The 20,059-nt window shown below is 54.8% G+C and carries 18 protein-coding genes and 1 tRNA gene; 9 read left to right on the top strand and 10 right to left on the bottom strand.

Annotated elements, in window-relative coordinates:
- Window positions 1–173: 173 nt before the first annotated feature.
- The 4 genes from IGS16_RS05770 to IGS16_RS05785 all read right to left on the bottom strand — a co-directional run bounded on the left by IGS16_RS05770 (window position 174) and on the right by IGS16_RS05785 (window position 4,217).
- On the bottom strand, window positions 174–977 hold the full coding sequence (locus tag IGS16_RS05770; protein WP_297084113.1) for an MOSC N-terminal beta barrel domain-containing protein: 804 nt from the start codon (window positions 975–977) through the stop codon (window positions 174–176).
- Entirely contained in the window at window positions 974–2,509 is a 1,536-nt protein-coding gene (locus tag IGS16_RS05775) for a cellulase family glycosylhydrolase (RefSeq protein WP_297084115.1), read from the bottom strand. The genes IGS16_RS05770 and IGS16_RS05775 overlap by 4 nt, the downstream gene beginning before the upstream one ends.
- Window positions 2,510–2,761: 252 nt before the next feature.
- Window positions 2,762–3,145: a hypothetical protein gene (locus IGS16_RS05780; protein ID WP_068510152.1), complete on the bottom strand. Its 384-nt coding sequence runs from the start codon at window positions 3,143–3,145 to the stop codon at window positions 2,762–2,764.
- A 175-nt stretch (window positions 3,146–3,320) separates the two neighbouring features.
- The gene (locus tag IGS16_RS05785; RefSeq protein ID WP_297084118.1) at window positions 3,321–4,217 is read right to left on the bottom strand and encodes an ABC transporter permease; all 897 of its coding nucleotides are present in this window, start codon (window positions 4,215–4,217) and stop codon (window positions 3,321–3,323) included.
- Between the two features lie 278 nt (window positions 4,218–4,495).
- Between IGS16_RS05785 and rpmI the strand changes: the two genes are divergently transcribed.
- From rpmI to IGS16_RS05805, 4 genes are all read left to right on the top strand, one after another.
- Complete coding sequence (gene rpmI, locus IGS16_RS05790; protein WP_068510157.1) at window positions 4,496–4,693, top strand: 50S ribosomal protein L35; 198 nt, start codon at window positions 4,496–4,498, stop codon at window positions 4,691–4,693.
- A 197-nt stretch (window positions 4,694–4,890) separates the two neighbouring features.
- A complete protein-coding gene (rplT, locus tag IGS16_RS05795) occupies window positions 4,891–5,247 on the top strand; it encodes a 50S ribosomal protein L20 (RefSeq protein ID WP_297084120.1) in 357 nt (118 codons plus the stop codon).
- A 68-nt stretch (window positions 5,248–5,315) separates the two neighbouring features.
- Window positions 5,316–6,032 carry a transporter substrate-binding domain-containing protein gene (locus IGS16_RS05800; RefSeq protein ID WP_297084122.1) on the top strand — a complete coding sequence of 239 codons (717 nt, stop codon included), beginning with the start codon at window positions 5,316–5,318 and terminating at the stop codon, window positions 6,030–6,032.
- A gap of 32 nt (window positions 6,033–6,064) precedes the next feature.
- Window positions 6,065–6,715 (top strand): HAD family hydrolase, encoded by a 651-nt coding sequence (locus IGS16_RS05805; protein ID WP_297084123.1) that lies wholly within the window; start codon window positions 6,065–6,067, stop codon window positions 6,713–6,715.
- A gap of 84 nt (window positions 6,716–6,799) precedes the next feature.
- On the opposite strand, the gene IGS16_RS05810 is transcribed toward IGS16_RS05805, so the two are convergent.
- Complete coding sequence (locus IGS16_RS05810; protein ID WP_297084125.1) at window positions 6,800–8,044, bottom strand: SH3 domain-containing protein; 1,245 nt, start codon at window positions 8,042–8,044, stop codon at window positions 6,800–6,802.
- Window positions 8,045–9,030: 986 nt separating this feature from the next.
- Here IGS16_RS05810 and IGS16_RS05815 point away from each other — a divergent pair.
- Complete coding sequence (locus IGS16_RS05815; protein ID WP_297084127.1) at window positions 9,031–11,694, top strand: GAF domain-containing protein; 2,664 nt, start codon at window positions 9,031–9,033, stop codon at window positions 11,692–11,694.
- Between the two features lie 213 nt (window positions 11,695–11,907).
- Window positions 11,908–12,558: a DUF1361 domain-containing protein gene (locus tag IGS16_RS05820; protein ID WP_297084129.1), complete on the top strand. Its 651-nt coding sequence runs from the start codon at window positions 11,908–11,910 to the stop codon at window positions 12,556–12,558.
- A gap of 19 nt (window positions 12,559–12,577) precedes the next feature.
- Here the strand turns inward: IGS16_RS05820 and IGS16_RS05825 are convergent, their stop codons facing one another.
- Window positions 12,578–13,063, bottom strand: a complete 486-nt coding sequence (locus IGS16_RS05825; RefSeq protein WP_297084131.1) for a low molecular weight protein-tyrosine-phosphatase — start codon at window positions 13,061–13,063, stop codon at window positions 12,578–12,580.
- A 119-nt stretch (window positions 13,064–13,182) separates the two neighbouring features.
- On the opposite strand from IGS16_RS05825, the gene IGS16_RS05830 reads away from it, so the two are divergent.
- Window positions 13,183–13,255: transfer RNA gene (locus tag IGS16_RS05830), tRNA-Arg, on the top strand.
- 111 nt (window positions 13,256–13,366) lie between these two features.
- Here the strand turns inward: IGS16_RS05830 and psbV2 are convergent.
- Window positions 13,367–13,810, bottom strand: coding sequence for a photosystem II cytochrome PsbV2 (gene psbV2 / locus IGS16_RS05835; protein ID WP_367185735.1), 444 nt, complete (start codon window positions 13,808–13,810; stop codon window positions 13,367–13,369).
- Window positions 13,811–14,353: 543 nt separating this feature from the next.
- On the opposite strand from psbV2, the gene IGS16_RS05840 reads away from it, so the two are divergent.
- Window positions 14,354–14,935, top strand: coding sequence for an SRPBCC family protein (locus IGS16_RS05840; RefSeq protein ID WP_297084135.1), 582 nt, complete (start codon window positions 14,354–14,356; stop codon window positions 14,933–14,935).
- 377 nt (window positions 14,936–15,312) lie between these two features.
- Entirely contained in the window at window positions 15,313–16,791 is a 1,479-nt protein-coding gene (gene glgA / locus IGS16_RS05845) for a glycogen synthase GlgA (protein WP_297084137.1), read from the top strand.
- A 90-nt stretch (window positions 16,792–16,881) separates the two neighbouring features.
- Here the strand turns inward: glgA and IGS16_RS05850 are convergent, their stop codons facing one another.
- The 3 genes from IGS16_RS05850 to IGS16_RS05860 form a co-directional block, all read right to left on the bottom strand.
- Window positions 16,882–17,967 (bottom strand): endo-1,4-beta-xylanase, encoded by a 1,086-nt coding sequence (locus IGS16_RS05850; RefSeq protein WP_297084138.1) that lies wholly within the window; start codon window positions 17,965–17,967, stop codon window positions 16,882–16,884.
- A 117-nt stretch (window positions 17,968–18,084) separates the two neighbouring features.
- Window positions 18,085–18,849, bottom strand: coding sequence for a WecB/TagA/CpsF family glycosyltransferase (locus IGS16_RS05855; protein WP_297084140.1), 765 nt, complete (start codon window positions 18,847–18,849; stop codon window positions 18,085–18,087).
- A 123-nt stretch (window positions 18,850–18,972) separates the two neighbouring features.
- Window positions 18,973–20,043 carry a glycosyltransferase family 4 protein gene (locus IGS16_RS05860; RefSeq protein ID WP_297084142.1) on the bottom strand — a complete coding sequence of 357 codons (1,071 nt, stop codon included), beginning with the start codon at window positions 20,041–20,043 and terminating at the stop codon, window positions 18,973–18,975.
- Window positions 20,044–20,059 lie beyond the last annotated feature (16 nt).

Genomic DNA, 20,059 nt, shown 5'->3' on the forward strand with positions numbered 1-20,059 from the left:
AGCGCAATATTTTCAGACGAAGTATTGTCAGACGAAATATTTTTAGAATTTAAGTATTTCTTAACTATTAAGATGCCCTCAATGCTCTGGCATCTATCTCTGTCTTGGAGTAGAACTTTGGCGGGGAGCCACTAGAACCAGAGAGGGTTGGAGGCGGCGATTCAGGCAGAGCTTCACTCCAGCAAAACCGGATCTCCGGTGGAGAGAGCGCCCCCAACGGCTGGCTCCGCAAGTCGGGTGTTGACAGTCAGCCGATAGAAATGATTGAAGCGCGATCGCTCGGCCCAATCTGGCAGCGTTTCTTGCCGCTTTGCCACAAAGGTTTTTTGAAAGCCCGGATCGGCAACGCCTGTTTTGGAATTGCGTGTGGGCACGACGCAGCGCTGGCACGGGTTCACCCCCAGCAGCCGGACGCTGCCAATTTGAAACTCGACAGCCTGATCAGCCTGAGCAAAGAGTCGATCTTCCCAGAAGGGGGGCACACTGGCAATTTCAATATTGGTGCGGAAGCGGGCGCGAACCTCGTCTACAGTCAAGTGGGGATACCAAGTGGCGATCGCCTCCAGCGTGGACAGACTCACAATCGTTGGGCCCGGCGACTGCGTATCGTCTGGAAAGCCCATCTCCAGGTTTTGGCGGAGGTAAACCGGAAAGCCAAAGTATTCACTCAGCCATGCCTCTAGATTTTCCTGCTCCGGTTCAAGCGGGAAGGTGCTGGGCGTGATCTTTCTGTTCGATGCGGCATCCGAAATGCGGAATGAAACAGTGTTCGCCGCGAGGTCAAACTCAGCCCGGAGAGCGTGTATTTTTGCGTACCGTTTGCCGTTCACAAACTGCCCCGCTTGGTCGAACAGGGCAAACTGGCGATCGCCTTTCAGCGCACCGCTACTCAGCACATCAACAGACTGAATGCCCACGCCATCCAGTGACTTGATTGGATAGATGAAAATTTGCGAAACGTGGGGAACTGCCGTCATCCTGTTCCGATATAGCTGAAATAGCTGGCTCCCAGATTGAGCCGTTGCGTTCCCTCCACAATACCAATTAACTCGTCCTGGCGATTCAGCACGCCGTTTCTGTCGGTGTCCAAAAAGATGCCCGTGCCCCGAATCCGGCGGATGGGCGATGCGCCCAGCAGATACTGGCTACGGTTGCCGTGGAGCTGAATCATGTCTTCACCAGGTCTGAAGTCTTTGATCAGCGCGTAGTCTCTCAGTCCCGGCTGGTCGGGCTTGCCGTCGTCATAAAACGCCATCGTGGCATCGCCCAATAAAAAGCGATCGCGCCCAGTTCCCCCAATCAGCACATCCACGCTGTTGCGCCCGCTGCTGTCGCCCACCCCGTTCAAAATATCGTTGCCGCCGCGCCCGTCCAGCCGGTTGCTGCGAAAATCGCCCACCAGCACATTGCCCAGCAGCGTGCCCAGCAGCACGTCCGTTTTTGCCAGACGCGGGGGCAGTCGCAGACCCAGCGCTTTGACAATTTCTCGATCGAGAATCGGCTGATTGCCCTGCCACTCGGCAAAGCCAAAATTGCTGTCTACATAGCCCCACGAGGCCCAGCCAATGCCAAATTCCTCCAGCACGGTGCGCGTGTCTCGCAGCCAGCGCGTGCGGTCTAGCGCCGAGGAATTTGCCGCAAGCACGCCAAACTCTGTGCAGATGAGCGTCACGCCGTTTTGCCGGGCCCACTGCGCCGCTTCGCCGATGCGCGATCGCAGCTTGTTAATATCCCACTGCTGCTGCCCGTAGTCCAAAATCGCCGCCCGCGCTACTGGGTCGCCGACCTGCTGTGCCAGAGATTGCACACTATTCGGATTGGCAGGATAGGGCACATTCCGCAGTCTGCTCTCAAAAGTATCGCCAATCCAGGATGCGCCCTGGTGGGTGAAAATAAATGGCTCATAGAAGTGGAAGTCGTAAATGACGTTTGGGTCGGGCAGCGGCTGCAACTGCACCAGCGTCGAGATATTTTGCCAGAAGGCGCTGACGGCAATCAGCGTGTGTCGGGGCGCAACCTCACGGATACTGCGAAAAAGGGCTTGCTGAATTGGCTCCCAGGCTTTGGGGTCGCTGCGAAAGACGGGTTCGTTCATCGGCTGGATGAACGTCAAGTCAGGATTCGTCGTTTTGTGCAAGTGGGCAGCAAGCGATCGCCAAAATGCCGTAAACATCCGCCGAAACTGCGGATTTTCTAAACTAGCGGAATAGTTGTTCTGGCTGCCGTCGATCAGCGGCGTGCTGTGCAAATCGACGACTACGCCCAGCTTTTGCGACTGTGCCTGGGCGATCGCCCGATTCAGCCGGGTCAGCGCTTGACGATTGAGGCGATCGGGCGTGGTGTCGCTATACAGCACCGAAAAGTCGATGGGAATCCGCACATAGGTGATCCCCATTCGCTTCATTAGGGCAAAGTCGCGCTTGCCATAGGGATTGGGGTTCGACCGATCGGGATACCAAAACCAGTTGGCCAGGTTCACTCCCCGGGCCAGCACGTCCGCGCGAGCCATAGCAGGATTCGATAGAGGGCGATAAACGGCGAGGTTGAAACGCCAGAGAATACGTAAATCACCCACACACGGCTGTATCAAAGCTGCGTCCGTGCATCAGGATAGTTTCATATTCTCAGTTTTTTCTTCGCCTAAAAGCCTGCCGGACTCGCCCCTACAGAACTTTCACACACGATTGACCTGCTTTAAAGCTTCTGTGACTGGAGTTGGGAAACTAGCGAATGGGATTCTCAGCAGGGCACAAGCCGCAACTCAAGGAACTGGCGTTTCGCTAGCTGCGGGGGCGGGGGGCAGAGCGTCTGGCTGGGCTTGTTGCTGCTGCTGTTCTAAGATGGCTCGCTGGCGTGCCCGAAATTGCTCAGCCGCGGAGTTGATATTTTGCTGCTGTTGGCGACGAAACTCTTCTGGAGAGCGAATCGAGCCGTAGTTGAGCTGATGAATCAAGTCGTGAATGCCGCTCATCGGGTTGTCGTTGCGGTCTGAAAACAGATCCCGACTTTCGTTCTGCGACGGCGTAACGAGATCGCTAGCAGTAGACTGGGCAGACGCAGAAATTGTCCCCAGAGCTACCATAATGACTGCGCTAGTGGTTCCCAGAGCGATTTGCCGAACTAAGCGGGTGACGAATGAATTCATGACTTGCTACTCCAGATTTCACACCTGCGGGTGATAGGTCTTCGATGGTTTCTGATAAGTCTCTAGAACCAAAACTTCAAGAACTGAGTACTTCAGACGCAACACTTGGCGAAAATGCTCCCTGGCATCATAACAAACCTGACCAGCACTAGCAGCATCGCCACCCGCCTCTTGCTCAGGCAAAGCTGCGGCTGAGGAGCGATCGCACGCCCACCAGCGCCACCGCGCCAAACCCCGCCAGCACCAGCAGTGCCCCGCCCATCGTCACGTCGCCAAAGGGCGCATTCATGACCACGCTGCCCAGCGACCAGTCCGCATGGTTATACACATAGCGGATCGGCTCGATGGCGTAGCTCAGAGGGTTTAGCGACGCGACCCACTGCAACCAGCGCGGCATAAAGCTCAGCGGCGCGAGGGCTGTGCTGGCAAACAGTAAGGGCAAGTTGGTCACAAAAATCACCGCGATCAGCTCAATGTGCCCCGGCAGCGCAAAGGCCAGCCCCAGGCTAATTGCCGTCACCGCCACCACCAGCAGCAAGATAATCGCCGCCACCAGCGCCAGCCCGCCCAGACCGGGAAATCCTGCACCCAGAAACGCGCTCATAGCGACAATTACCGCTGTTTGCAACACGCTCAGCGTGGTGATGAAGATGGCCGAGGCGGCGACGATGGAAAACCGCGACACCAGCGGAGCCACCAGCAGTCGATTGAGAAAGCCAAACTCTCGGTCAAACATGACGGGCAAGCCCGCATTTAGCGCCCCGCCAAAGGCAGTGAACACCATCACGCCCGCGCCGAGAAACTGCCCATAGTTTTCGCTGCCGCCAAACAGGCCCGGCGGTACGTTTTGAAACAGCGCCCCAAACAGCACCAGCCACATAACGGGCTGAATCAATCCAGCAATTAGGGTCGTCGGGCGGCGCTGGAGCTGGATAAACAGGCGCTTGGTCAACGCGGTCGTTTCTTGCAGAAAGTCGCCGAGCGGGGAAGAGGCAGGGGCGATCGCCGCTGTGCCTCCATTTGGACGCAAGCTTTCCAGGTTAGGTTGAGGCGGGGTAACGGTCTGGCTCATAGGTCACACAGTCGCTACGAAGTTTTGAGGCGGAAGCAGCACAAGCTTTACGAATTGCTTAACTCACCTAATAAATAGCGTAGCGTATTGCCGAATTTCAGTTTTGGTGGACAAGACTTCGTGGTGTTGCAAGCAGTGTATAGGTGTATTTGGAGGTGTATGGGAAGCAACTTTGTATTGGTGTAGTAGCCTTAATTAAGGCATTCCTAACCAGATTGCCGCCAAGCTGCCTTGCCGTGTAGAATTGTAGACTGTGTGAAATTTATGGCAGGACGACCATGCCCAAGCTAAAAACTCGGAAAGCTGCTGCTAAGCGCTTTGAGCGCACTGGCAGCGGCAAGATTCGCCGCCGCAAGGCCTATCGCAACCACCTGTTGCAGCACAAGACTGCCGCCCGCAAACGCCGCCTCGGACAAAAGGCCGACGTGCATGAGCGCGACGCAGAAAACGTAGAACTGATGATGCCTTACCTGTAGGGGCAACCTTGCAGGTAGAGCGCATTTCTATGCGCTTTATGCATTTCTATGCGCTTTATAAGCTTTATAAAAGTGCCTCTTCTGCTTTTCGGCATCTGCTGCTTTTCAAAGGGTTGGGCGCATGGCCTGGCATTACCTACCGCCTGCGACTGCCCGATGACCGACTCAACTTTTAACCAAGTGTAGGGACTGAACTTATGACTCGTGTAAAACGCGGAAACGTGGCGCGCAAGCGTCGGAAAAAGATTTTGAAGCTCGCCAAGGGCTTCCGGGGGTCGCACTCCACCCTGTTTCGCACTGCAAACCAGCAGGTGATGAAGGCGCTGCGGAACGCCTATCGCGATCGCCGCAAGCGGAAGCGCGATTTTCGCCGCCTCTGGATCACCCGCATCAACGCCGCCGCCCGTCAGCACGGCATGAGCTATAGCCAGCTCATCGGCAGCCTGCACAAAGCCAACATCGAGATCAACCGCAAGATGCTGGCGCAGATGGCGATTCTCGATCCCACAGGCTTTGGCAAAGTGATCGAAGTGGCAAGCAAGGCAAAGGGCTAGGTAGGCGCTTGATCAGGCTGCGAGTTGCGAGTTTGATCTTAGGAATCTGGGCGGGGGTGCAGGGTGCTGTGCCCCCGTCCGTTCATGCGGCAGACCTAGACACGATTCGGCGGCGCGGCTACCTGATTGTGGCGGTGAAAGACAACCTGCCGCCGCTGGGCTTTCAGGACTCGTCGGGTACGCTGCAAGGGCTGGAAATCGACCTGGCGCGGCAGCTTGCTGTCGAGCTGCTGGGTCGCCCAGACGCGGTGGAACTGCGCCCCGTGAGCAATCAAGAGCGGCTAGCGGCGCTGCTGGCGGATGAGGTGGATGTCGTCATCGCCCGCATGACGCTGACGGCTTCGCGGGCGCGGCTGGTGGATTTTAGCGAAACCTACTACTTGGACGGAACGGCGATGATTACCCGCGACAGCACGATTCAGCGCACCGCTCACCTGCGCCGTCGGGCGATCGCCGTTCTTGCCAATTCCAGCACCATCGCCGTCGTGCGATCGCGCTTGCCCCAGGCGCAGCTCGTCGGCGTGAGATCTTACCAGGACGCGCTGACGCTGATGGAATCTGGTCAGGTCGCCGCCTTTGCCGCTGATGCCAGCGTTCTCATCGGCTGGGCCCAGGGCAACCCCAATTACCAGGTCTTACCAGAGCGGCTGTCGGGCGAGCCGCTGGCGATCGCCATGCCGAGGGGACATCGCTATCAAAGCCTGCGGCAGCGGGTAAATCAGACCGTCCTGCGGCTCAGGGAAACGGGCTGGCTGGGCGATCGCATTCGGTTTTGGGGCCTGTAGCATGGGGACTTTAGCAACGGGGAGCAAGCGCCATGAACTTGAATCAGAATTCACAGCAAAACCCACAGCAGAATTCGCAGCAGAACCCCCAGCCCGATCTGCAAAACAGTCGCCCGGCCGTGTTTCTCGACCGCGACGGCGTGCTGAATATCGAAGCAGGCTACATTTACGAACTGGAAAACCTGAACTTGATTCCTGGCGTGGCGCAGGCGGTGCGGCGGCTGAACGATCGCGGTCTGTTCTGCTGTCTAGTGTCCAACCAGTCGGGCCCGGCGCGGGGCTACTATCCGCGATCGCACGTTGATAACTTGCACCAGCGCCTCTGCCGCCTGCTGCATGAAGAAGCGGGCGCATGGCTCGACGCGATTTACTATTGCCCTGACCTCAGCCCGCCCGAAGGCGGCACGGTGGCAGAATTTGCCCGCTGGACGACTTGGCGCAAGCCCAACACGGGAATGCTCGTCGCCGCCGCCTGGGAGCATAATCTGGACATTCGCCGCAGCTTTATGGTGGGCGACAAGGCGACGGACGTAGATCTGGCGCACAACGCTGGGTGCAAAGGCATCCTGGTGCAAACGGGCTATGGCGATCGCGTCCTATCGGGAGCCTACCAGCACCAGACCCAGCCCGACTACGTGGCCGAAAATCTGGCCGCCGCCGTCGAGTGGATCTGCGCCGCCTAGCACTAATTTTGCAACTGGATTTTTGCGACTGGTTTTAGACTGGCAATCTAAAATCGCCAATCTAAAATCCAAAATTAATCGAGGCTATTCCATCACAATCCAATCGCCCGACACCCACTCGCCAAACCGCTCTAGCTGCACCCAGCTACCGCTGCGTCGCCCCGTCAGCGCCACCCGACTGCCATTAGGAATCGTGCCTACGACCGGCCCGCCAGGGCTACTGCGGACATTCAGCGGGCTGCCGTTGGTGCGGACTCGCCCAAAGGAAATATCGCCGCCCACATTCCCAGAGGGGTCGTTGACCAGCCAGTTATCGGATACCCAGGTGCCATTGGTGCGCTCGACCCATTCGCCGCTGCGGCGACCCGTCAGTTCGACCCGACTGCCGTTGGCGATCGCCCCAATAATAGTGCCACCGGGCGCATTGCGGACATTTAGCGGGCTGCCGTTGGTTGCGACAAACTTGGTGCTCCGGTCACCCCCAATCGGCGGCTGCGGCGTGGGGGGTTGGGGCGTAGTCCCCGGGTTGGTCGTAATCCAATTGCTCGAAATCCAGGTGCCGTTGGTGCGCTCGACCCATTCGCCGCTGCGGCGGCCCGTCAGTTCCACCCGGCTACCATTGGCAATCGACCCGATGACTGCACCGCCGGGGGCATTTCGCACATTCAGCGGGCTACCGTTGGTTCGCACAAAGGCAGTGCTGCTGCCCGCGCCCACGCCAGGATTCGGGTTGGGGCTGGGTGGAGGAGTCGTGACGGGCGGCTGGCTGTAGGTAATGTAGCGGCCATCGACCCAGGTGCTATTGGTGCGTTCCAAAAAGCCGTTGCTGGAACGACCCGTCAGTTCGACTCGCGTGCCGTTGGGCAGCGTGCCTACAATTGCTCCGCCAGGCGCACTGCGGACATTCAGCGGCTCTCCCGAAGTATTCACAAAGCCCACTGCTCGGTCGGTACCGCTGGGGGGCTGGGTCGGGCTGGTATTGCCCACCGCAACCCAGTCAGCGGAAACCCAGGTGCCGTTGGCCAACTCCAGATAGTTGCCGCTGCGGCGACCCGTTAGCTCAACCCGTGCGCCGTTGGGCAAGCTGCTGACCACAGGGCCGCCCGGTGTGCTGCGGACGTTCAGCGGGTTGCCATTGGTCTGCACAGTGCCCGTGGCGGCCATCGCAGACCCCGCCGTGCTGACGACCAGAGCCGCTGCCAAGACCTGCGCCGAGAGCCACGCTGCGCTGGTGGGCGAGGGCAATAGCTCGCTCAGGTCGCGCAATTCGGGCGCTGGCTCGGTGCTTTCGTAGAGGAGGGCAGTGTGGAGATAGGCGAGGGATTCCATAGCGGTGTGACCTTTGTTTTACAGGATTTCTTACAGGTGATTTGGAGCAGGTAATCGGGGGGTGAATGATGCCGGGGATGATATCGATTAATAGACGAGGGGGGCGAGACGTGAGGGGCGATCGCCAAGCTCTACAACGGTTTACTCATAAGCAATACAGCTTATGGTACTACGATTTCGGAAAGGGCTTATTTGAGAGAAAATTCGCAGATTTTGCAAAATCTTCTCGGTTTAAGGAGCATAGGTGGAAACGTGAAAAATGAGGTGACCAATTATTGCGGAAGTCGCGGCCTGCTGAGTTTGGATCAACATTTGGGCCAACGCTGAGTCTGAAAATTGATACATGAAGATTTGAGAAAAAAAATTGAGAAAACTTGACTCGCAGAACCGGACTATTAGAGCTTGGTTCTGCCAGACGAATTTACGACCGCAAAAGTGCCCAAGGTTTGATTTTTAGTCTGGAGGAGAGTTTAGCCGGGTTTGAATTTTAGCCAGGCCTAAGTCTATGCACCTTCTGTTTTTTTCTGGGGTTTATCCTGGTGATTTTTTGGGGCATCGGGTGCGCTACAGATTCGCAACTTAGGGAATTTAAGCAGTTCAAGAATTTTGAACCAACCGTGAGACCGTCCCAGATTGTGGGCATCTTAAAAACACTCGCTTGAGTTTGTACACGAGTTGAATCAGGTGCAAAGCCATCCGTTTGGAGCCGTGAAGTAACCTAACTTTCCGAAGCAAAACCTAAAAGGGCGATCGCCCATCTTGCCTCAGGGGTTCACAGCCTAGGTGCCTATCACAAAAGTTAATTGAGAGATTAGCTGCAAGAATGACTGAGCGCAGAGACAACGCCTGCCGTAGGGCAGATTGGGGATGTGTCGTGGGAGACTGTTGAACCCCTCATGCCCTTGTGTTCGTTTTGGTTCGATGGATTAGGCAAATTCGGTGTCTTGATCAGCGGCAAGCCACATTGCTTGTCAGGAAGCCCGCCCATGAGCCTAAAATCTCGGTCGAAAAAGACCCCGCCCCAATCTAACTCGGAGGAACCGCAGTCGGACAATGCGCCCCTTTTCGAGCGCCCTGCTCCGGCATCTTCTCGTCAGTCGGCGGAGAATTCTGAACGGAACTGCGAGAATAGACACAGCACCGGGCCCGAATCTTTGTCAGGCGGTTCCCACTTGAGCAACAGTCATGCGCGATCGCACTCTTCTCCTGTGCCACCGATCGATGGTTCCGCTGCCTCATCGTCCGCGATCGCTCAACTCCTGCTCAAGTTTGACAGCCTGGAAATTAGCAGCCTGGAAGCTAGCAGCCTGAAAGCTAGCAGCCTGGCGGATTTCTCAGATGCGCTGCCGCCGCTCATTCAGCCGCTGCTCACGCTGATTTCTGACCTGGTTTATGTCTATGACCGGGTGGCGCACCGCCTCAGACTGATCAACGACGATCAGATGGCGGCAGTGCTGGGGGATTGCCTGGAGGGACTACAGTCGCCTAGTATCGCCGCCCTCTCTGCACGGGTTCATTCAGGGGACTGGCCACGGGTGCAGACGTATCTGGCTCAGATGTTGGGCGAGTCGAGCGATGAGCATGAGGTGGAATTTCGCCTGCGGCAGAGCAACGGCGAGTGGCGCTGGCTGCGATCGCGCGATCGCCTGTTGTCTCGCACGCCCGATGGACTGCCCTGGCAGCGGTTGGGCCTTTTGACTGATATTACCCACCAAAAGCAAACAGACTCTACCGCCCAGCCAACGTCCCTGGTCGAGCAGCAGATGGCGCTGGTTTCCAAACAAGCCACCCACTTTGCCCGGATGCTGAGCCAGTCTTTGGATTTGAAAGACATCCTGAATACAGCGGTAGATCAAGTTTTGCAAATCTTTCAGGCAGATCGAGTGCTGATCTACCGGTTGTTTGAAAATGGCACCGGCAGCATCATCGTAGATGCGATCGCCGAAGGGTGTCCACCGATTGCCGGGCATCCACCGCCAGAGAGCATCTTCCCGATTGCCGATCGCCCGACTAGCAGCGCGGGCTGGGTCTACAGCCTGGATAACCTGGAGGCGGAATCGCTTTCAGAGCATTCTCGCAGCGTTTTGCGACGGCTGGGCGTTCGCGCCATGCTGGTCGTGCCGATGATGCAGCAGGATACGCTGTGGGGCTGGCTGGTGGTGCATCAGTGTTTGAGCGATCGCACCTGGCAGAAGTGGGAAACTGACCTGATTACCCAACTTGCGGGCCAGTTAGACCTGGCCATTGCCCAATCGGAACTCTATCAGCAGGTGCAGCGCCTAAATGTTGATCTAGAGCGGCAGATTCAGGCCCGCACGGCCGAACTGCGGCTAGCGTCGAACTTTGAAGCGACGCTCAAACGCATTACCGACAAGGTGCGCGACAGCCTCGACGAAGATCAGATTTTGCAAACGGCAGTGCAGGAATTGGCGATCGCCACCGAGATTAGCTGCTGCAATGCCGCCCTCTATGACCTGGAAGAGGGCACTTCCACCGTCCGCTATGAATACACCACCACCGTCTCGCCTTACCAAGGACGCACCGCTGATCTAGCAGCCTTCCCAGAGATCTACGGCCCATTGCTCAACGGGCAGAGTCTACAATTCTGTTCTCTTGTGCCCAACCCGGTGCGCGGGCGCGTGTCCATGCTGGCAACGCCCATTATGGACGACCAGGGCGTGCTGGGCGACTTGTGGATGATCAACCACGCCTTCTATGCCTTTGGCGAACAGGACTTGCGGATGGCGCAGCAGGTGGCCAACCAGTGTGCGATCGCCCTCCGCCAGGCCCGGCTGTTTCAAGCTGCCCAAGCTCAGGTGCGAGAACTAGAAAAGCTCAACCAGCTCAAAGACGACTTCCTCAGCACCGTTTCCCACGAGCTGCGAACGCCCATGTCCAACATCAAAATGGCCATTCAAATGCTGGAGCTAATCCTCCGGCAGGCGGGCATTTTGGACAGCACCACCGAGCTAGAGCCAAACCGGGTCAACCGCTACTTCAAAATTCTGCGGGAAGAGTCGCAGCGCGAAATCAACTTGATCAACGACCTGCTTGACCTGTCGCGGCTCGACGCGGGCGCAGATGCGCTGCATCTCAGCAGCATTAACCTAGCAGGCTGGCTGATTCCGCTGCTGCGCCCGTTTGAGGAACGCGCCCGCAATCACCAGCAATCCCTGCAAATTCGCCTAGACGCAGCCAACCTCCCACCCCTGATTACCGACCTGGCCAAACTAGAGCGTGTGGTTACAGAATTGCTGACCAATGCCTGTAAGTACACCCCTGCGGGGGGCGAAATCTGGATTGAGGTAAAGAATCTGGAGGACGGGGGGCAAGCGCAGGAGGAGCAGGAAGAGGGAAGCAGGAAGAACGAAGAACGAAGAACGAAGAACGAAACACTCGCTTACCCTAGTGCCCCAATCTTTCAGATTCGCGTCACTAATACTGGCACGGAAATCCCGCTCATTGAGCGCGATCGCATTTTTGAAAAGTTCTACCGCATTCCCAACAACGACCCCTGGAAATATGGCGGCACGGGGCTGGGGCTGGCGCTGGTGAAAAAGCTGGTGATGTGTCTGCAAGGGACGCTGGAGCTAGACTGTGCTGACGGACAGGTGCAATTCACCGTCACGCTGCCGCTTCAGCCAGAATAAGCACCCTGCGGAGCGCCTCACCCGGCCGGCCCAGATGACTGCGGAATTATCTGGACTGCCACTGTAGTATTGTAGTATTGCTTAGTGGTATTGCTCGGTGATATCGCTCAGAGGTGTCACTCAGAGGTGTCACTCAGAGGTGTCACTCAGAGGTGTCACTCAGAGGCAAGCAGGATCACAGAGGTATGCGTTTCGTCCTGGCAGATCGCTCGCATGGAATCCTTGGAAATCAACCTTATAGACTTTTTGACCCACGGTGCTAGTGTGTTCCAAGGCAGCACCCGCTGGATGGGCTGGAATTTATTCTTGGCGCTAATTCCTCTGGGACTAAGTGGGTGGCTATTTCGCTCCTCTAGACATGTTTCTCTACTTTGGGGGCTGGGAGTGGCTGCATTTGTCGGCTTTTTGCCCAATGCGCCCTACGTGCTGACAGATATTATTCATCTCATAAGGGCCATCCAGAACAACCATCCCCTTTGGGTTGTAACCCTGGTGCTGATTCCTCAATATCTCCTGTTTATTTTGATGGGGTTTGAATCTTACGTGCTGTCGCTGCTGAGTGTCGAGCGGTGGCTGCGGCAGCGGGGACATCGCTGGGCAGTTGTGTGGACAACGCTGCTGCTGCATGGACTTAGCGCGGTAGGCATTTATCTGGGGCGCTTCGATCGGTTCAACACTTGGGATCTGCTGACTCGTCCTCAGAGCATACTGGCGACTTTAGCAAACAACTTGACAACCGAGCGATCGCTTCTCATTATCCTGATTTTTACTATTGTCATCACATTGCTCTACGAAGTGATGAAGCAAGTCACGCTGGGTCTAGCTTGTCGCATTCGACACTACAGAAGGCGAGCGATGGGATAGTCGCAAACTACCCCCCTTATCAGGCGATCGCCCCACTCGCCTTCAACTCTGCCAGTAATCCACTACAGGCATCCATCAGCAGGTCAATCACATAGTTAAACCCCTCCGTCCCGCCGTAATAGGGGTCGGGCACTTCGCGATCGCCATAGGTTTGGCAATAGTCGCACATTAGCTTCACCTTGTGGCGATATTGCCCGCTGCGGTCGAGGCGCAGAATATTTTCGTAATTCTCTTTGTCCATTGCCAGGATCAGGTCAAACTCCTCAAAATCGTCGGGATGAAACTGGCGGGCGGTTCCCTCTAGCGTAATGCCCAACTTCGCCTGAGCAGCGGCGTTCATGCGGCGATCGGGCGGGTTGCCGACGTGCCATGCGCCCGTACCCGCCGAGTCGCAAATAATCTGCCCGTCTAGCCCGTTTTGTCGGATCAGCAGGTTCATAATGTTTTCCGCAGAGGGCGATCGACAGATGTTGCCAAGGCAAACAAACAGCAGCTTGTAGGGCATGTCTCCAGTTCCAGGTTTAAAGTGCTATACTCTCTGAGTGGTGATTGGCGATCGCTCTAAAGTTTACTACTCCAAGAGTCTGCTTAAGAGTTCGCTTTAAGAGTTCGCTAGGAAGCCGAGGGCATGTAGCTCAGTGGATAGAGCATCAGATTCCGGTTCTGAGGGTCGGGGGTTCGAATCCCTCCATGCTCGTTTGATGCATACTCGTTTGATGAGTAGTGATGGTGTGTATCGACAAGCTCATCTCTAGTTGCCCATTTCTGTCAGGCATTCGGCTTGGTTAGTTAAAACCTGGGCTAACGTTTAGAAATCAGCCGTGCCCCAGCCAGGTGCTTTCTGGGCCGATCGCAGAATGAAGGCCGATAGCTTTTCGACCTGCGCCTGGTTCATCCAGTCCTCGGAAACGCGACGACACTCCAGCGCTTCTTCGGAGCCGTCGTAGGTTGTAGGGGATCGCAGAAATGCCACCAGGCTGTTGATGGTATCGCGGGGCGGGGTTGCGCCTTTTAGCGCTGATAGCGACAGCGGCACAGTCGGGTTGGGCAGGGTCGAACCACCGACGTGGCAGTTTTTGCAGTTTTCTTCAAACAGGCGCTTGCCTGCGGTTAGGTCAATCGCCGAAAACGGCTGGGTCGTATCTGCATCGAGCGGCAACTCCACTGGCTCGGAGGCATATAGAAATCTTGCGACATAGGGATCAACGGGCCCGGCGATCGCCCCTTGCGGCAGCAGCGCGATCGCCCCCATCCAGCATCCGATGACCAGCCATCCGACAACCAGCCGTCGAATCTCTAACCAAAGGTTCCGCTGACCTGCCCCCTGCGTGCCTTTCCGCTTAGCCTGCTGCATTGCTATTTCTAAAAATTTCTAAAGTTGATCACCTTTTTACTCTAGCGCTGGTGGGCTACGGGTAGGCTGCTCACGGGTTACTGGCCAGCTACAGCCAGCGACAATCTCCTGCCCTAGCCAACGCCCCATTTTTCCTCATAGCGCTGCCTTGAGTCCCGTTTCTGGCTGGTTGCAGCCTACCAGAATTCTCTCTCACCTTCTTTGTAAACCAGGCTTAACAAACGAAACGAAAAGCAGACCTTTAGAATGGATCAGGACTACATAAAGCTATGGGTAAACCCTGGTATAAAACTAAAAATGGCAGTTAAAGTCGGAGTTTCATTGAATCCTTAGATCTTTAAGAGGCTGGCTGATCGCGAAGCAAGCCCCCAAATGAGGTCAAGATTTAGTCCGAAAATTAGTTTGATTTGACCAACGACTCGGTGTTCGAGGAGACGAAAAATGTTGGATTTTTGGGGTCGGCATTCACGCCGTGGCGCGGAAGAATGGGTGCAGCCCCTCGTGGAAACCTATCAGGCCATTAGCTCTGCTTCGGTAGATGCCCTCTGGCAGCGAGTCATTAACCTGGCTGATGTTTCCTGGCATCCGCTAATCGCCCGCACCAACGTCCCCAAAGGACTCATCCCCAAGCCAGGGCTGATTTATCAGGCAGTTTCGCGCCTGTTTTTGCCGATTCCGATTCGGATTTTTGTCGAGCGGGTGTCGCCCCGTGAGCTGCTGAGCGTTCGTATTCTGGCGCTGCCAGGGATAGAGGAGCGAGTCACCTATCGCGTCGAGTCTACGCTCTGCGGCACACGAGTCTCCTACTCTGTGACGCTCAAGGGCTGGCTGTCGCCGCTGATTTGGTCGTTTATTCGCCCCTATGCTGCCCGTGTGGCCACTGAGCTAGCCCATGCCGCTGAGCAAGATTTGGAACGGGCGGCCTGTCCCCGCTCGTCCCGTCGCGCTTTACCCAACATGAATGCCGATCTGTTTGGGCTGCTGCTGCTCGTCTGGAGTTTTTCTCCTCCGCTTCATTCCTGATGGGCGAGCGTGCGTCTGACCGCATCGGCCTTGCATTACACCCTGCATTACAAAAGTCTTGGTCACAAAAGCGATCAAAGGGTTTCTGGCGGGACTCTGCTCAAAAAGAGAAGTCAGGCTGACGGTCGAGTCTGGCTTTGAGAAGATCTCTTGAGGGCGATCGCTCCAGACTACCCACGAGTCCCCCAAAATATGGTTTTATACTTTTGTGAAGCATTGCATGTGAAGCGCCAGCTAAACTGCACTCTCTTGATTTGTCTCTTCTGAAAGTGCTTTTAAAGTGCTTTTTAGAATGTTTCTCAGAGCATGTCTAAGGGCCTTCCAACCCAGCTTCCAACGTAGCCATTAGCCAGTTTCCCTTCAGCAAGGAGCCGTCCATGTATATTGTGCAAGTTGCCTCTGAGTGTGCACCAGTGATCAAAGCCGGGGGGCTGGGCGATGTGGTCTATGGGCTGAGCCGAGAGCTAGAGATTCGCGGCAACACGGTCGAAATCATCCTGCCCATGTATGACTGCATGAGGTACGACCACATCTGGGGGCTGCACGAGGCCTATCGAGATTTGTCGGTGCCCTGGTATGGCGCAGCGATTAAGTGCGACGTGTTTTGCGGCTGGGTGCATGGTCGTCTCTGCTTCTTCATTCAGCCCAAATCCCAGGATAATTTTTTCAACCGGGGTATTTACTACGGCGCATCAGATGACAACATGCGCTTTGCTTTCTTTAGCAAGGCAGCGCTGGAATTTCTGCTCCGCACCAACAAGCGCCCCGACGTGATTCACTGTCACGATTGGCAGACTGGGCTTGTGCCAGTTTTGCTGTACGAGATTTACAAGTGGCACGGCATGGCCAATCAGCGCGTGCTGTTCACTATCCACAACTTTAAGCACCAAGGCATCGGCGGCGTAGATATCCTCTGGGCGACGGGACTGAACAACGAGGCCTATTACTTTCAGTACGATCGCCTGCAAGATAACTTCAATCCTTTCGTCCTCAACTTTATGAAGGGTGGCATCGTCTACGCCAATCACGTCAACACGGTTTCGCCTCACCATGCCTGGGAAGCCCACTATGGCAGCGAGGGCTATGGCCTGGGGCACACGCTGCACACCCACAGCTATAAGTTCAGTGGCATCCTCAACGGGGTAGATTACGACATTTGGAACCCCGAAATTGACAAATACATTCCGGCGAAATATACCGCCGAAACGCTGGAGAACAAGGTTAAAAATAAAAAAGCACTGCGCGATCGCCTGGGTCTGCGCCATGATCCCGAAAAGCCCCTCATTTGCTATATCGGTCGGCTAGATGAGCAAAAGGGCGTGCATCTAGTTCACCATGCGATTTATCATGCACTGCTGAGAGGGGCGCAATTCGTGCTGCTGGGGTCTGCCACCGAGCGCGGTATCAACGACTGGTTCTGGCACGAAAAGAACTTTCTTTACAGCAACCCAGATGCTCACCTAGAGCTTGGCTTTAACGAAGAACTCTCCCATCTGATCTATGCTGGGGCAGACATGATCGTGGTGCCCAGCAACTTTGAACCCTGCGGGCTGACGCAGATGATTGGACTGAAGTATGGCACAGTGCCCATTGTGCGGGGCGTAGGCGGACTGGTCAACACAGTGTTTGACCACGACTACGACGAAAACCATCCACCCAAAAAGCGCAATGGCTATGTCTTTCAACATACCGATTTTCAGGCGCTAGAGTCGGCGATGGATCGGGCGATCGGGCTATGGCGCTACTATCCCGAAGAGTTTGAGAAACTGGTGCTGCAAGGCATGGCCTACGATTACTCGTGGAAAGATCCAGGCGCGGCCTACTTGGGTGTATACGAGTATATTCGTCACCGATAGCTATGTTCGTCACCGATAGCTATGAAGTGTAGCTATGAAGTAACTATGAAGTGCCTCGCTGCGAGATACCTCGCTAGTAGCGGGCAGGATCTAGCGAAGGGGAGCGTTATCAAAGGCTTGGGCGATCGCCCACCATGCAGGCTTGCGCTCTAGGTTTTCGTCTAGCGGCAGGGGACGCACAGGTAACCCGTCTTCGCGGGGCTTATCGCCAGAGAGCCACGTATGGCGATCGCTCAGCCCCCAAGTCACTACACCAATGACAGCAGGCTCGTCCAGCACAACATCTAGATATTCCCGATAGGCATCGGCCACGAGACGATCGCGAACCGACAGATTGGCCGGAACATTCTGATCGCTCACGTCCAACTCAGTGATCAGGATTTTTAGTCCTAGGTCGGCCAGATCCTTCAAAAACCGTCTCAATCGCTCAGCATCAAAGCGGGTTTCGCCTGCCCGTAGATGTGACTGAATTCCAAAAGCTTGCACAGGCGTTCCGCTTGCTACCAGCCGTTCCATTAGCTTTAGCGCCGCTTTACGCTTTGACTCATGACTCGACGTGGCATACTGCAATCCGTAGTCGTTGTAGACCCGAAGCGCACGGGAGTCTACCTGAGCAGTAAGCCGAAATGCCAAGTCAATATAGGCTTCCCCCAAAGACTCTAGCCACAAACTATTCCTCAGCCCATCGGAGCGTCCATCAGGAACTTCAATTGCTTCATTCACCACATCCCAGGAATGAATCTGGCCTGCAAAATGTGCTGCTACTGTGCGGATATGAGAAGTCAGCAATTGCTCAGCGTTGCTTGGGTTCAGGGTTTCCCTCAGCCATCTCGGGTTAGACAAGTGCCAGACTAGGGCATGTCCGCGCAGACTTAGCCCGTTTGCTCTGGCAAAACTGAGCATCCCGTCACTTCGAGTAAAGTCAAACCGATCTAGGTTGGGGCGCAGCGGTAGATCTCCAGCGGCCCATTTCAGTTCCCATTCAGGAACCAGAACACTGCACTCGCGGACATAAGAATTTGCCAACGACTGACTGCTGAGTAGATCCCGATGACGTGCTGCTGCCCCAAAGAACAATCCCTTGGCAGCAGCCCGCTGCTTGAGCGACTGTGTTTCGGATTCGAGGGCGATCGCCATTTCAGGAGTTACCGACCTTGATCGGGAAAGTTCTGACATGAGAAGTGACTGAGACATCGCTTCTTTCGCAGAATGCAGGCCTATACCTACAACGGTTCCTAGCCCAAACAGAAGGCAATCCCGACGAGATAAAGTCTTAACTTGATACATAGGGACTTACTCCAAGCGAAACGACGAAATCCCTAACCGCTGCCGCAACACAAGCCAAACAAAATATGGGTTGCCGAGAATATAACGCTGCCACAAACGCTTTGGCTCCATTAGCAACCGAAATAGCCATTCCATACCCAGCTTTTGCATAGGCACCGGGGCACGTCTGACCATATCTGCTACCAGTTCAAAACTCACGCCGATCCCTAAAGAAATGGGCACCCCCAGCGCCTTGTAATGGGCGTACATCCACTTTTCCTGCTTGGGTGCTCCCAAACCTACGAAGAGTAAATGGGGAGCACCAGCACGCACTTTCGACTGGATCAGCGCGAGTTCATCAGGATCACGCTCAAATCCGTACGGCGGGCAGTGTGTACCCACAATGTCTAAAGAAGGATGACGCGCTTGCAACACTGCCTTGGCACGATCTGCGGCACCGGGACGACCTCCCAGCAAGAAAACTCTAAGTCCCTTTTGTGCAGCAACCGCGCATAGTTCTTCAAACAGATCGGTTCCATTGACGCGCCCATTAAGCGGTGTTCCCAAGAAGTGAGCAGCCCAAAGCAGCGGGACACCATCTGGAACTGAAAGAAACGAATGATGATAAATCTCTCGAAATAGGCGATCGTGCTGCAACATCATAATGTGGTGTGCGTTTGGAGTCACCACATATTCCGGTGTTGTGGATGTGAGGGCGTGATGCACAATCCGATTCACCACTTCGTCAAAGGAGTAATCATCAACTCCAACGCCACAGATATCAACTCTCATTGCATCTCCGAATTGGTCAATTCGACAGGTTTAACTAAGTCAGAACTGGCAGAAAACTAGTATAAAAACTATAAAGTGCCTTTCAGAAACTTGCCACCAAAACACATCTTCAATGAGCAAAACCTATGATTCAAACAGCGTGGAAGTATAAACATGAGTCAGCGATTGCCAATACTTATTAGAGCCAAAGGGTAAAACGCTTGTGTATGCTGCCCTACCTAACTCATGCCTTAGATTGCAGTCGTCTATTAACAACTTGATCGAGTCTGCAATTTGATAGGCATCACCCGGATCAACCAAAAGACCGTTTCTCTTATGTTGAATCACACTTGGAATGCCACCTACAGGAGTTGTAATGACAGCCAGACCCCAACTCATCGCCTCCAGCAGTGCCATCGGCAAGCCCTCGTTATAGGAGGGCAGTATAAAAACGCTGGCTTCTCGCGACAGAGCTTCCCGTTGGGCTGGACTAATCCAACTCATAATAGAGACAACATCTTGGAGTTCAAAATCTTGAACTAGCTCTTCTAAACGCTCTAATTCACCATCGCCAGCCATTACTAGCCGTACCTGGGAATGATATTCTCTAGGGAGTAGTGATAGTGCTTTAACCAGATCAAACGCTCCCTTTCGATGGCCAATTCGTCCAAAAAACACGAAGAGAATCTGACTACTTTCTGTCTGTCCTCTTTGAGGAATCTGATCTGGAATTTTGACTGCGTTGGGCAGCACAGTCACCCGCTCTTGTCTCAGCTTTAGTGCATCTATATAAAATTCCTTCCAGCTTTCAGAAAGGACAATGAAGCGATCGCATTTTCGATAGACCCAACTCAGAGCAGCTTTCACAAAAGCAGGTAAATGGCTATAAAATTCATGAAATTCTGAGCCATGAGTATGCATCACGACAGGCTTGCCAAACAACTTAGAAATCAATGTAGTAATGGCTTGCCGAAATGCACTGCCTCTTTCAGAAACATGGATATGAACCAAGTCAACACTTCCAAAGAGCAACTCCCTCGACAAGTTCAATAGTGCTTTAAGAAATGCTCGAATTTTATCTAGCGGAGAGCCGTCAACCAAAGTTGCAATGTGTTCAATTTCTACCGACGGATCGGTCTGTTCTAGGATCAACTGTTGAACCGAAACAATGCCGCCTCTCCTAGCAAGTCCTTCACCCAACATTAAAACTTTCATGCCAAGATTCTCCAAA

It is taken from the genome of Thermoleptolyngbya sp. C42_A2020_037, from assembly GCF_015272455.1.
GTDB lineage: Bacteria > Cyanobacteriota > Cyanobacteriia > Elainellales > Elainellaceae > Thermoleptolyngbya.